Source organism: Streptomyces sp. NPDC048696, from assembly GCF_043198895.1.
GTDB lineage: Bacteria > Actinomycetota > Actinomycetes > Streptomycetales > Streptomycetaceae > Streptomyces.
Genome location: NZ_JBICVJ010000001.1, coordinates 579688 through 591046 on the forward strand (window position 1 = coordinate 579688; position 11359 = coordinate 591046).

An 11359-nucleotide genomic window follows, 5' to 3' on the forward strand; every position below is an offset into this window, starting at 1 on the left:
CCAGCCACTGTGGCCACAACCATCGCCGTCGGCGCAGCCCTTCCCTACGCTGAAGAGATGCGTCGTCGTCCACGAATCCGCCCCACGCGGGACACCGCGTGAGCCGCGCCCCGGGCACCAACCCGGCGGCCCACGCCCCGCTCCCGCCCCTCCACCTGGTCGCACTCGACGGGACAGGCCCCGAGGACGTCGTCTTCGACCACTCCGGACGAGTGCTGACCGGCGTCGCCGACGGCCGCATCCTGCGGATCGAGCTGCCCTCGCGGGACCGCCCCGACCAGCCCGCCCTCGTACGGGAAGTCGGCCGGACGGGAGGGCACCCCCTTGGGCTCGAAGTCCTGCCCGACGGACGGCTGTTGGTCTGCGACGCGCAGCTCGGACTGCTCCGGCTCGACCCGGACAGCGGCGACCACGGCATCGAGGTGCTGGCCGACTCGGTGGCCGGGGCACCCCTGCGGTTCTGCAGCAACGCGGTGGCGGCCTCGGACGGCACGGTCTACTTCACCGTCTCCAGCCGCCGTTACGGCCTGGACGACTGGCTGTCCGACATCGTCGAGCACGACCCCACGGGCCTGCTCGTGCGGCTGGCGCCCGGAGGTGAACCCGAAGTGCTCCTCGACGGGCTCCAGTTCGCGAACGGGGCGGCTCTCGCACCCGACGAGTCGTACGTCGTGGTGGCGGAGACCGGGGCGTGGCGGCTCACCCGGCTGTGGCTGACCGGCCCCGACGCCGGTCGGCGCGACACCCTGACCGCCGACCTGCCCGGCTTTCCCGACAACCTGTCACGGAGTCCCAGCGGGGGCTTCTGGGCCGCGCTCGCCGGGCCGCGCATGCCGCCCCTGGAGTGGCTGCACCGGGCGTCGCTTCCGGTACGCCGGGCGGCGGCCGCCACGGCCCGCCGCCTGCCGGCCCCGCCACCCCGCGCCGCGCGCGTGGCCGAGGTCGACGTCGACGGCCGGGTGATCCGCGAACTGCGGGTGCGGGGGCGCCAGTACCGTATGGCGACTTCGGTGGCCGAGTACGACGGGCGGCTGGTCATCGGGAGTCTGGTGGAGGGGACCATCGCCTGGTGCGATCTGTGAACGCGCGGGGTGAGGCCACGGGGTGACAGGGTGACAGACGGTCTCACGCCGCTCGTTGCGCCGCGAGCAGCCCTCCGTCGGTCGCGGCCAGCGTGGGATAGTCGGTGTAGCCGGTCGGGCCGCCCACGTACATCGTGTACTTGTCCCGTACCTGATTGAGGGGTGCGCCCGCCTCAAGGCGTTCCACGAGGTCGGGGTTGGCGAGGAAGGCGCGGCCGAGCGAGATCAGGTCCGCGCCCGCGGCCAGCAGGCGTTCTCCCGCGCCCCGGCCGCCGTCGGCGGGCATCGCGGCGGGCCAGCCCAGGTTGGGGTTGGCCATCAGCGTGCCGGGCCAGCGGTCGCGGATGTCGGCGAAGAGCACACTGTCGGGATCGGCGAACTCCAGGTGCAGATAGGCGAGTTCGAGGTCCGCGAGCTCCCCGAGGAGCGCGGGGTAGAGGCGTTCGGTGTCGCCCTCCTCGATGCCGTTGACGGTGTTCGCCGGGGAGATGCGCAGGCCCGTCCTCTCGGAGCCGATCGCGTCGGCCACGGCCCTTGTCACCTCGACCACGAAGCGCACGCGGCCCGCGACCGAGCCGCCGTAGGCGTCGCCGCGGAGGTTGGTGTTGCGCGCCAGGAACTGGTGCAGCAGCTGACCGTTGGCGGCGTGCACCTCGACTCCGGCGAAGCCCGCCTCGACGGCGTTGCGGGCCGCCTGGGCGAAGTCGGCCACGGTGGTGCGGATGTCGTCGACGGTCATGGCGAGCGGCACGACGGAGGGTTGACGTCCGGTGGGCGTGTGGATCGTCTCCGGGAGCGCGACGGGCGAGGGAGCCAGTGGCATGAGTCCGCTGTTGTCCGGGTGCCCCACCCGGCCGCCGTGCTGGAGCTGGAGGAACATCCGCCCTCCCGCCGCACGCACCGCGTCGGTGACCCGCCGCCATCCCGCGATGTGCGCCGCGCTGTGGATGCCGGGGATGTTGGGGTAGGTCTGCCCCACAGCGTTCGGCGTGGTGCCCTCCGCGATGATCAGCCCTGCCGAGGCCCGCTGGGCGTAGTACGTGGCCATCAAGGGCCCCGGGACGCCGTCGGCGTCGGCCCGGTTCCGGGTGAGCGGGGCCATGACCAGTCGGTTCGGCAGGTGCAGCGGGCCGAGGTCGGTGGGGGTGAGGAGTTCGGGGTTCGGCGTCGTGTTCGTCATGCCCGTACCGTAGAAGTTGACACCGGTGTCAGATTCAAGTGCGGCGAGCGGGGACCGGCACCCCGCCCCACGCGCACACCCTCGCCACCTCCCCTTGCGCCTCTTCCCCGAGACCCCACTCTCCTGTTACGATCCGATCCGATCCGGTTCGAAACGAAATTCCGAACGCCACTCGGACCGCACCACCGCCCGGCTTCACGGAACTGAAAGGCTCTGCCCCATGCTGCGTGTCAAGGACTTCGACCACCTCGTCCTCAACGTCCAGGACGTGGAGCGCGCCCTGGACTTCTACACCGGGCCGCTCGGTCTGGAGCCGGTCCGGGTCGAGGAGTGGCGGGCCGGGAAGGTCCCCTTCCCCTCCGTCCGGATCAACGCCAACACGATCATCGACCTGTTCGACCGGCCGCGCGGCGAGTCCAACGTCGACCACATCTGCCTCGTCGTCGACCCGCTGGACTGGCAGGAGGTCATCGACTCCGGCGTGTTCACCGTCCTCGACGGTCCCGTTCCGCGCTTCGGCGCACGTGGCTCCGCCATCTCCGTCTACGTCCAGGACCCGGAGGGCAACACCGTCGAGCTGCGCTGGTACCCGCAGGACGCCGAGTGAGCGCGGCGGGCCGGCCGCGCGACCCGGCGATCGACGCCGCCGTTCTGACCGCCACCCTGGACATTCTGCGGACCCACGGCTACTCGGGCTTCGCGATGGAAGCGGTCGCGGCGCAGGCGGGCACCACCAAGGCGGCCATCCGCCGCCGCTGGCCCCGCCGCCAGGACCTGCTCATCGACGCGCTCGCCTCGATACTGGCCGTACCGCCCGTGCCGGACAACAACTGCACGCGCTGCGACCTGATGCAGAGCGTGCGACTGCTGGACGAGGCGCTGCACGAGCGGCTGCCGCGCGGGGTCCTGGCGCCGCTGGTCGCCGACTGCGCCCGCGACCCGGAGCTGCACCTGCGGCTGACCGACGTACTCGTACTGCCCAGCCGACAGGCCGCCACCACCGCCGTCGAACGGGCCGTCGGCCGGGGTGATCTGCGCCCCGACGTCAACCCCGACGTCCTCGTCGACCTCCTCGCCGCCTCCGTCTACCAACGGGCGCTCCTCGGCGAGACGACGGCGACGCGGCCGTCGGCGGCCGATGTCGTGGACCTCCTGCTGCGCGGCGCGGCGGTCGACTTCGACCACTTGCTCCGCGTCAGCCGGACCCCGGCCCACCTGCGCCAACACTCGTCCGGCCACGCTTGATCGACGCGCGCGGGCGAGCCCGTCGGCAATCACTCCGCTCGTACGGGAGTGTCGGCTCGTCTTCCCGCCACCGCCTCGACGAACACCGCGTCGCCGAGGCCGTCGAGCCAGCCGCGGAGCTTGGCGCGGGCGAGCGGCGTACCGGCGAGATGCCCCTCGTCGAGGGTGACGAGCCCGTCGGCCTTCCCGTCCTCCAGCAGTCTGGTGACCCGCGTCAGAGCGGAACGTTCGCCCTTGGGCCGGTCCAGCGGGCCGAGGTCGTACAGGGCGGCCATAACGCTCCAGCCCTTCGCCCTGGCGTGGGCCCGCAGTTCCCCCATGACGTCGTCGGGGTCGCGGCCGTCGGCGATGCAGGCGTAGAGGGCGACGCGGGTGGCGGGGGCGGTTTCGGGCCAGCCGGTTCCGATGCCGATGGCGTACATGGGGAGGCTCCTCGGGTCGGTGTCGGATCACCACCGACCGTAGAAGCACGTGGCTCACGTCTTGGGTACGAACCATGCCCCCTCAATCATGGGCACGATGTGTACCTACGCGGCCCGGACGCCCCATTCCCGAGCCAGCGCACGCGCGCTCGGCCGGATCGCCGCCGCGCCCGACTCCACGAGGTCAGCCACCGTGCTCCGGGCGAAGATGTTGAAGCGCGCTGTCTCGGGGCTGAGTTTGTTGGCCTCGGCGAGGAAGTGCACCGTCGCGATGTCCTCACCCGCCAGGGAGTACGCGCGGGCCTGCTCGATCGAGTGGAACCCGCGCCGGGTGGCAGACGGCATCGCCTCCAGGTTCAGCCCGGCCGCCGCGCGCACCGCCGCACCACTGCGGGGCAAGTCGTTGTCGATGGTCAGCCGGTACGCGTCGACCATGCCCCGCCCGAAGATGAGCCAGGGGTGGGCATACGGTGTCCCAAGCTTGGTCGCCGCATGGTCGGCCCGGTCCCAGTGGTGGTCAGCGCTGCCGGCCTCCCCGACCTTGGCGTACGACAGGGCGGCAGCGAGGTGCAACAGACCCCAGCGGGCCGTGTCTTCTTCGCCGCGGTCCTTGTCGAGCATTTCCGCCGCGAGCATGGCGAGTTCGACGCGCGCTTCGTGGGCTTCCCCCGCATCGCGGTACACATGGTTCATGTACCAGGCAGCAGCCGCGATGGCGTGCGGGCTGTCGGCGTCCTGTGCGGCGGCCATGGCCCGGTCGCCGGTGAGCATCACCAGCTCCGGGGCAGGCTGGAAGCTGAGGTACAGCTGCGTGAGGTGGTACGCCTGTGCCAGTTCGACAAGTACGCGCCGTCGGGGGACGCCGTCCCAGGCTCGTGCCGCGTGCTGGAGGTCGCCGAGGAGCGCGGGCAGCACGTCCGCCACATGCGTACGGTGGTCTCCGATGCCGTGCCAGAGCTGCCAGGCCTGGCGCACGCGAGCGGTCAGCACCTCGGGCGTCTCCGGCTCCTCGTCGCGCACGCCGAGCGCATAAGAGGTGAGCGCGTCCTTCACCCGCTGGAGCGAGGGGTGCGCGACATTGCCGTACGAGGATGCGGTGACGCGGTCGTCGCCGGTGAGGTCGGCGAGCGACGAGACATCAAGGATGTCAGCCATCCGGATGAGCATGGGCAATCGCGGCATGCGCAGGCGACCGGTCTCGATCGCCTTCCACCATTCGTAGGAGCGGCCCACCCGTGCGGCGGCCGCAGCACGGGTCATTCCCCTGCGCTCCCGCGCGCGGCGTACGCGCTCCGGGAAAGCGGCGGTGCTCTCTGCCGTGGCGTCACTCGGATCGGGCATACCGAAGCTCCGTTCTGAACCTGGACGTTGAGAACGCTACTCCCCTTGACGTGAGCGGTGTGGCCACCTGGGCTCGCCTGCTGGTGGCCGTGCGCGACGATCGCTGCATGACTGAGATCGTGTTGATGTCGGATCCGAAGGTCGCCGCCGTACCCGTCGCGGAGTGCGGCGAAAGCCTCGTGGACGTGCGCGGATCCCGTTCGCTGCTGGTCGACTTGCGCACTTCGAGGAGTACGCGGGCCGATTGCGGGCCGATCATCCCGATTGGCCCGCCGACCGGGTCCACTCGGCCGCGAGCCGCTACGTGTCGCCGCCCGGCATCGCCCCGCACAGCGCCGGCGCGGCCGTCGACCTCACGCTGGCCGACGCCGATGGGCGCGAACTGGACCTGGGCACACGGATGAACGCGGACCCGGAGGAAAGCAACGGCGCCTGCTACACCTGCGCCACCAACATCAGCAAGCGGGCCCGGACCAACAGGGAGCTGTTGGGTGGTGTGCTCACGGCTGCGGGGCTGGTCAACTACCCCACGGAATGGTGGCATTGGTCCTACGGGGACCGGTACTGGGCTCTGATCGCCGGAGAAGCCGCTGCCCTTTACGGCCCCGCCGAGCGGTCTCGTCCCTGAACCGCCCCGGCCACGTCACCGGCGCCCTCCGAGGATTGCCGGGTTTCCGATGCGTGCAGTGGGCTACGCGAAAGGACAGACGCGTCCACCTTCGAGGAGTCGTCGTGGTCATCGTGGCTGTCCTCTTCCCGCCCTTGATGCTGAGCGTCGTGCTCGGCCTGGCTCGTTACGAAGAACGTATGCTCGGCGCCTTCGAGGCCGGACAGGACGGTCCCCGGGAGTCCACGCAGACCCCGCCACCCGGGCGCCACCTGCACGCCGTACGCGAACACCGGGCCGACGCCCCGCCCGCATGGGGCGTCCGGCGTCGGAACGGCAGCTCTGCCGCCCGGCACCGTCAGACGTCCCGGCATGTGGCGTGAACCAGCCCTCGGCACGCCGCACAGTCCGGGCCGATCACTCCCAGCAACCGCACGGATCGCGAATGTGGCCGGGGGTGTGCATGATGGGTGCGCTCGGCCCACGGCAAGGAGGTCACGATGCTGCTGCCCGACAAGATCATCCTCGCCCGGCTGCTCTTCCACTACCGCGCGCAGGAGCGCTCCGTACTGGCGAACCCGCACGAGCCGAACCTGCGCGGACGCTTCGAGGACACCGCGTACACCCTGTGCGTGCTGATGGGAGAGCGAACCGCGCGCGAGGCGGCCGCGGCCGCCGAGCGCTATCTGCGCGAGCCCGGCCATCACACCGTGCAGACCGGGCCGGGGGCACAGCCTCTCGGCCTGGGCAGCGAGTAGCACCTGGCGCGAACACTCTTTCGCGCCAGGTGTATCCGGCCCCTACGGAAGCGCCTCGATGGCAATGGATCGCTCGAATTCCCTTACCAGCGATACCAGCGACCGCCTCCACCCCTCGGCCGGGCGACAAAGCCGATGAGCCACACAACGAGAACGACGAGGGCGACCCACCAGAGAACTTTGACTGCGAAGCCGACACCGAAAAGGATCAGGGCCAGCAGCAGAACGAGGAGCAATGCGACCATGAAAATCAGCCTCCAGCACTTCACGTGCCCTCGTTCGACCTCCCCATTCATTCGACGAGGGGCTTAACCAAGCGTATCCAATTCGCGGGCTCGGCGACGGATGTGACCTCCGTTCCAGCGCCCACCACCCAGATACGAGCACGGAGTCGCAATGCCTACTGGATCCAGTCCCAAGCGAGAGCGTCAGTACGAGCACATCAAGGAAAGCGCTGAACAGCGGGGCGAGAGCACCAAGCGTGCCAAGGAGATCGCCGCCAGGACCGTGAACAAGGAGCGGGCCCGGGCCGGTGAGTCGAAGACCGCCAGCAAGAGCTCCACCCAGGACATGTCGTCGTCCAAGCGCGGCGGACAGCGCTCCCACAGCGGTTCGCAGGGCCCGACCTACGACCAGCTCTACGCCGAGGCCCAGCGCCGCAACATCCACGGCCGCTCCACCATGGACAAGGCCCAGCTCAAGCGGGCGCTCGGCGGAAAGTAACGCCGGGGTCGACCTTCCCTCGGCGGTGCCCCGCACCCCTTCGGCCCACCCCGCCCCGCCGTGGCCGAAGACCCCGTCAGCTCGACGGCAGATTCTTCAGTTCCTCGGTCATCAGCAGTTCGGGGTCGAATGCCATTCCCGTGAAGTGGCCGGCGAGTTCGAGCGAAAGTACGCCGTGCAGGCGGGTCCAGAAGGACAGGGCGCTGTGCAACGTCGCGGCCGTTGCCGGATGGCCGTCGGCCCATTCACGGTGGTTTTCCACGTGGGCGTCGAAGGGCGTCACCGGGCTGTCCACTGAGCTGTCCACTGAGCTGTCAGGCGACAGCGCACCGCAGGCTTCCAACAGCACCGCCATGACCTCGGACGAGATCGCGGTGATGTCGTCCGGCGCGTGATAGCCGGGGACGGGCGTGCCGTAGATGAGGAAGTACCGGTGCGGGTCGCTGCGGGCCCATTCCCGGATGACTCCGGCCAGCGCGTACAGGTCTGCGCCGGAGTCGAATGCTGTCCGGACGGTGTCGGCGAGGCTGCGGTAGGCGTCACGGATGAGCTCGGTGATCAACTCGTCGCGACTGGCGAAGTACCGGTACAGGGCGGGGCCGCTCATACCCATCTGCTTGGCGATCGCGTTGAGCGACAGCGCGGGCACTCCAGCCGTGGCGATCTGCCCCCACGCGTGCTGCTTGATCTCCGCGCGGACCTGAGCCCGGTAGCGCTCCCGCGGGCTCTGCCCACCTGGGTCCGTCATCAGCTGCCCCTTCTCCGGCCCGTGTGACACCACCGAAGCATAGCTAGAGGGTCTCACCTTTTCTATTGACGCTCACAGCGGAAGCGTTATAGCTTCTAACTAGAAGGAGAGCTACTAACACGCAGCTTCCGTGGCAGCCGAGGACCGAGGAGAAGACCCATGACCGACACCCGCCGCCCGTCCGCCTCGCCGAACTCTCCGAAACTGCCGGGCTCACAGCCCCTCACCGGCTCCCCCCGGCCTTCCCGGCGCCGAGCCCGGCCGCGCGCCATCCTGCTCACGCTCTCACTGGCCGCTGCCACGCTCCTCGGCGCCGCCACCGCACCGGCCCACGCCACCACCGCCACCCGAAACGTCACGCCTCCCGGTGCGGTGACCTGCCAGGGCGAGGGCATCGACCCCAAAGCCAAGATCCACTACCGCACCGAGACCTTCGTCAAGGCGCCGCTGAACACCATCTGGAAGCTGCACACCGACGTCGAAGGCTGGCCCTCCTGGCAGGCGTCCGTCACCTCCATGAAGAGGCTGGACCCGGGACCGCTGCGCGCGGGTTCACGGTTCCGGTGGACCACCCCGGCGCCCGCCACACCCACGACTCCCGCCACCACCCTCGTGATCACCTCCTCCGTCCAGCAGGTCCGGCACAACCAGTGCATCCGCTGGAGCGGGCCCGCCGTCGGCGACGGGCTGCGCATCGACGAGGGCATCCACGTCTGGAACTTCATCAAGGTCAAGGGCCGCGTCCTCGTCCGTACCGAGGAGAGCTGGACCGGCAAACAGATCGAGGCCGACCCGGCCACGTCCCTCAGCTACCTCGCACCGGGTCTCGACGCCTGGCTCGCCGACCTCAAGACGGCCGCCGAGGTGTAGACCGTCGGGTCGAAGTGGCCCAGGCGGCGCACGAGTCGGCCGGTGGACCAGGGCCAGCAGAAGGTGTTCCGCCCGTCGGGGCCGAAGTAGTAGCTGGTGCAGCCGCCCGTGTTGTAGACGGTCGTCCGCAGCGCCTGCTGCACCTCGGCGTTGTACCGCGCCTGGGCGACCGGTGTGACGTCCATGGACGGGACGCCCGACAGATAGTGGATCGCGGCGCACAGATAGGTGAGCTGCGCTTCGAGCACGGTGATGGCGGACGACGCCCCGGTGAGGAGGTTGGGGCCGAGGAGGAGGAAGAGGTTCGGGAAACCGCTGACGGTGGTGCCGAGGTAGGCCTCGCGGCCGTTCCGCCACGCGTCGTGGAGCGTACGCCCGTCGCCGCCGTGCACGCTCCGGGCCAGTGGCAGCTCGCCGATGTGGAATCCCGTGGCCACGACGACGGCGTCCACCTCCGCCAAGGTGCCGTCGGCGCCGATGAGTTGGCTGTCCCGTACCGCCGATACCTCGGTGGGATGCAGGTGGACATGGGGCTTGGCGAGCGCCGGGTAGTACGTGCTCGACGACAGCAGTCGTTTGCACCCGAGCGTGTGGTCCGGGGTGAGGGCCTTCCGCAATTTCCGGTCGCGGACAGCGAATCGCAGATGCATCCGACCGCCCACTTGCAGCAGTCGCGCGAGCTGGGGATGCCGGAAGGCGTAGCCGATCGCCTCCTGCACCCCGTACTGCCCCGCCCGCACGGCGCGCAGCGCGAGACCCCGCCGCAGAGCGCTCGGCACGGCGAAGTCGGGCTTGGGCAGCAGCCATTGCGCCGTGCGCTGGAATACGTGTACGGCCGCCGCGCGCTCCTCGATGGCCGGGACGACCTGCACGGCGGACGCACCGCTGCCCACCACGGCCACGCGCCGACCGGTGAGGTCCACGGAGTGGTCCCATCGCGCGGTGTGGAACACCGGCCCGGGGAAGGTGTCGAGCCCCGGGACATCCGGCCACCGCGGCCGGTGCCAGGGGCCGGTGGCCAGCACCAGCGCCCGCGCGGTGTACTCGCCGTCCGAGGTCTTCAGCCGCCACCGCCCGGCGTCCTGATCCCACACCGCCCGCTGTACGTCGACGCCGCACCGCAGGACGTCCGTGACCCCGTACCGGTCGGCGGTCGCCCGGAGGTAGGAGTGGATCTCGCGCTGCCCGGCGAAGGCTCTGCTCCATCCGGGACTCTCGGCGAACGAGTAGCAGTAGAGCACGGACGGCACGTCGCAGGCACAGCCCGGGTAGGTGTTGTCCCGCCAAGTCCCGCCGATCTCACCGGACTTCTCAAGGACCAGAAGCTCCCGGACACCTTCCTGCCGCAGCCGTATCGCGGCCCCGATCCCGGAGAACCCCGCCCCGACCACAATCACCTCGACGTCCCGCACATCCCGATCCACCGCACCACCATGCACACAAGCGGAGGAACCCAATCAGAGCGCGAACCGGCGCGAACGGAGCGAAGCGCCGGGCCTGTGGGGCGCACGACCGGTCGAGCGCTCCCCCGGCTCACGCCTGGCATCTGTGGGACACGCCCGGCCGCGACGACGGCGGGCCCTTCCCCGACTCCCGAGAAGGACCCGTCGTCGCCGTACGTATCAGTGTGCGGCCACCAGCGGGTGCTCGAAGTGGCGGTTGGTCTGGCAGCCCAGGTTGTCGTAGCTGTTGACCTTCGTCTCCGGGTCGGTCTTCACCAGCCGGACCTTGCACGCCCGCTTGATGTAACTTCCCTTGATTCCACCGGGGAAGTCGATTTCCTTGTTCCAGAGGTACGGGGACTCGTAACCGTTGAGGTGGGCCGTGGCGTTCACGTCGATCCCGCCGGGGGCCTCGATCTCGTAGACCCATCCCGTCTTCGCCGCGCCGTACGTGGCGAACTTCTCCGCCACCCACTTCTCGCAACTGGTGCTGACATGCGCCGTGTTCTGGCCGCCGCCCTTCACGATGTACTCGGCCAGCGGTGTCATCGTCTCACCGCGCGGGGTGAACCCCTCGCCGAAGAGCTGCTGCACGTTCTCGCGGGTGTCGCCCCGCCACAGCGTGTTGGCGTCGTCGCGCCACTGCCAGTTCTCGTCCGCCGCGGCGTGCCGGACGGCCGGGGCGATGGTCGGGGAGGTGGTCGTCCGCCACCAGTCGGACGGGTGGAACCGGCCGACCGGTCCGCACGGGCCGGCGTCAGGGGCTTGGGCCTTCGTCGTACTGGCGCGATGGTCGGTCGCGTCCGCCGGGGCGGCGATGGTCAGTGAGGTGGCGGCGAGGGTGGTGGCGGCGAGTACGCGCAGCGCGGCCTTCAGCATGGTGCGAGCCCATCTCAGTTGATCAACAGAACGGGCCCTGTATAGCGAGTATTGACCATGTA

14 protein-coding genes and 1 pseudogene are annotated in these 11359 nt (G+C 70.0%); 8 read left to right on the plus strand and 7 right to left on the minus strand.

All coding sequences use genetic code 11. The features are described from left to right. Positions 1–98: 98 nt before the first annotated feature. A complete protein-coding gene (locus ACGFRG_RS02570; protein ID WP_393260581.1) occupies positions 99–1082 on the plus strand; it encodes an SMP-30/gluconolactonase/LRE family protein in 984 nt (327 codons plus the stop codon). Positions 1083–1125: 43 nt separating this feature from the next. On the opposite strand, the gene ACGFRG_RS02575 is transcribed toward ACGFRG_RS02570, so the two are convergent. Beyond that, positions 1126–2262, minus strand: a complete 1137-nt coding sequence (locus ACGFRG_RS02575; protein WP_393260583.1) for an alkene reductase — start codon at positions 2260–2262, stop codon at positions 1126–1128. A gap of 220 nt (positions 2263–2482) precedes the next feature. Here ACGFRG_RS02575 and ACGFRG_RS02580 point away from each other — a divergent pair, with 220 nt between their 5' ends. Next, on the plus strand, positions 2483–2869 hold the full coding sequence (locus ACGFRG_RS02580; protein ID WP_361417363.1) for a VOC family protein: 387 nt from the start codon (positions 2483–2485) through the stop codon (positions 2867–2869). Continuing rightward, entirely contained in the window at positions 2866–3507 is a 642-nt protein-coding gene (locus ACGFRG_RS02585) for a TetR/AcrR family transcriptional regulator (RefSeq protein ID WP_393260585.1), read from the plus strand. The genes ACGFRG_RS02580 and ACGFRG_RS02585 overlap by 4 nt, the downstream gene beginning before the upstream one ends. A gap of 29 nt (positions 3508–3536) precedes the next feature. Here ACGFRG_RS02585 and ACGFRG_RS02590 read toward each other — a convergent pair whose 3' ends face one another. Next, positions 3537–3929: a hypothetical protein gene (locus ACGFRG_RS02590; RefSeq protein WP_393260588.1), complete on the minus strand. Its 393-nt coding sequence runs from the start codon at positions 3927–3929 to the stop codon at positions 3537–3539. A 105-nt stretch (positions 3930–4034) separates the two neighbouring features. Then, on the minus strand, positions 4035–5270 hold the full coding sequence (locus ACGFRG_RS02595) for a helix-turn-helix domain-containing protein (RefSeq protein WP_393260591.1): 1236 nt from the start codon (positions 5268–5270) through the stop codon (positions 4035–4037). A 107-nt stretch (positions 5271–5377) separates the two neighbouring features. Between ACGFRG_RS02595 and ACGFRG_RS02600 the strand changes: the two are divergent. The 3 genes and pseudogenes from ACGFRG_RS02600 (at position 5378) to ACGFRG_RS02610 (ending at position 6635) form a co-directional block, all read left to right on the plus strand. Continuing rightward, positions 5378–5898: pseudogene (locus tag ACGFRG_RS02600) on the plus strand (M15 family metallopeptidase). 104 nt (positions 5899–6002) lie between these two features. Then, positions 6003–6260 carry a hypothetical protein gene (locus tag ACGFRG_RS02605; RefSeq protein WP_393260593.1) on the plus strand — a complete coding sequence of 86 codons (258 nt, stop codon included), beginning with the start codon at positions 6003–6005 and terminating at the stop codon, positions 6258–6260. 117 nt (positions 6261–6377) lie between these two features. Continuing rightward, positions 6378–6635: a DUF5133 domain-containing protein gene (locus tag ACGFRG_RS02610; protein WP_393260596.1), complete on the plus strand. Its 258-nt coding sequence runs from the start codon at positions 6378–6380 to the stop codon at positions 6633–6635. An 83-nt stretch (positions 6636–6718) separates the two neighbouring features. Here the strand turns inward: ACGFRG_RS02610 and ACGFRG_RS02615 are convergent, their stop codons facing one another. After that, on the minus strand, positions 6719–6880 hold the full coding sequence (locus ACGFRG_RS02615; RefSeq protein ID WP_361417376.1) for a hydrophobic protein: 162 nt from the start codon (positions 6878–6880) through the stop codon (positions 6719–6721). A 151-nt stretch (positions 6881–7031) separates the two neighbouring features. On the opposite strand from ACGFRG_RS02615, the gene ACGFRG_RS02620 reads away from it, so the two are divergent. Beyond that, a complete protein-coding gene (locus ACGFRG_RS02620; protein WP_393260599.1) occupies positions 7032–7358 on the plus strand; it encodes a plasmid stabilization protein in 327 nt (108 codons plus the stop codon). 76 nt (positions 7359–7434) lie between these two features. On the opposite strand, the gene ACGFRG_RS02625 is transcribed toward ACGFRG_RS02620, so the two are convergent. Next, entirely contained in the window at positions 7435–8106 is a 672-nt protein-coding gene (locus ACGFRG_RS02625) for a TetR/AcrR family transcriptional regulator (protein ID WP_393260826.1), read from the minus strand. Between the two features lie 159 nt (positions 8107–8265). Between ACGFRG_RS02625 and ACGFRG_RS02630 the strand changes: the two genes are divergently transcribed. Continuing rightward, positions 8266–8976 carry an SRPBCC family protein gene (locus ACGFRG_RS02630; protein WP_393260602.1) on the plus strand — a complete coding sequence of 237 codons (711 nt, stop codon included), beginning with the start codon at positions 8266–8268 and terminating at the stop codon, positions 8974–8976. Here ACGFRG_RS02630 and ACGFRG_RS02635 read toward each other — a convergent pair. Together ACGFRG_RS02635 and ACGFRG_RS02640 are read right to left on the minus strand one after the other, a co-directional pair. After that, positions 8916–10400: a flavin-containing monooxygenase gene (locus tag ACGFRG_RS02635; protein ID WP_393260604.1), complete on the minus strand. Its 1485-nt coding sequence runs from the start codon at positions 10398–10400 to the stop codon at positions 8916–8918. The two genes, ACGFRG_RS02630 and ACGFRG_RS02635, sit on opposite strands and share 61 nt — an antisense overlap. Before the next feature lie 198 nt (positions 10401–10598). After that, positions 10599–11297: a hypothetical protein gene (locus ACGFRG_RS02640; RefSeq protein ID WP_393260606.1), complete on the minus strand. Its 699-nt coding sequence runs from the start codon at positions 11295–11297 to the stop codon at positions 10599–10601. Positions 11298–11359 lie beyond the last annotated feature (62 nt).

Bases quoted from the DNA above. Each gene is read 5' to 3' on its own strand.
- ACGFRG_RS02575 (WP_393260583.1), bottom strand. From the start codon at position 2,262: ATGACGAACACGACGCCGAACCCCGAACTCCTCACCCCCACCGACCTC.
- ACGFRG_RS02580 (WP_361417363.1), top strand. From the start codon at position 2,483: ATGCTGCGTGTCAAGGACTTCGACCACCTCGTCCTCAACGTCCAGGAC.
- ACGFRG_RS02590 (WP_393260588.1), bottom strand. From the start codon at position 3,929: ATGTACGCCATCGGCATCGGAACCGGCTGGCCCGAAACCGCCCCCGCC.
- ACGFRG_RS02595 (WP_393260591.1), bottom strand. From the start codon at position 5,270: ATGCCCGATCCGAGTGACGCCACGGCAGAGAGCACCGCCGCTTTCCCG.
- ACGFRG_RS02610 (WP_393260596.1), top strand. From the start codon at position 6,378: ATGCTGCTGCCCGACAAGATCATCCTCGCCCGGCTGCTCTTCCACTAC.
- ACGFRG_RS02615 (WP_361417376.1), bottom strand. From the start codon at position 6,880: ATGGTCGCATTGCTCCTCGTTCTGCTGCTGGCCCTGATCCTTTTCGGT.
- ACGFRG_RS02620 (WP_393260599.1), top strand. From the start codon at position 7,032: ATGCCTACTGGATCCAGTCCCAAGCGAGAGCGTCAGTACGAGCACATC.
- ACGFRG_RS02625 (WP_393260826.1), bottom strand. From the start codon at position 8,106: ATGACGGACCCAGGTGGGCAGAGCCCGCGGGAGCGCTACCGGGCTCAG.
- ACGFRG_RS02630 (WP_393260602.1), top strand. From the start codon at position 8,266: ATGACCGACACCCGCCGCCCGTCCGCCTCGCCGAACTCTCCGAAACTG.
- ACGFRG_RS02640 (WP_393260606.1), bottom strand. From the start codon at position 11,297: ATGCTGAAGGCCGCGCTGCGCGTACTCGCCGCCACCACCCTCGCCGCC.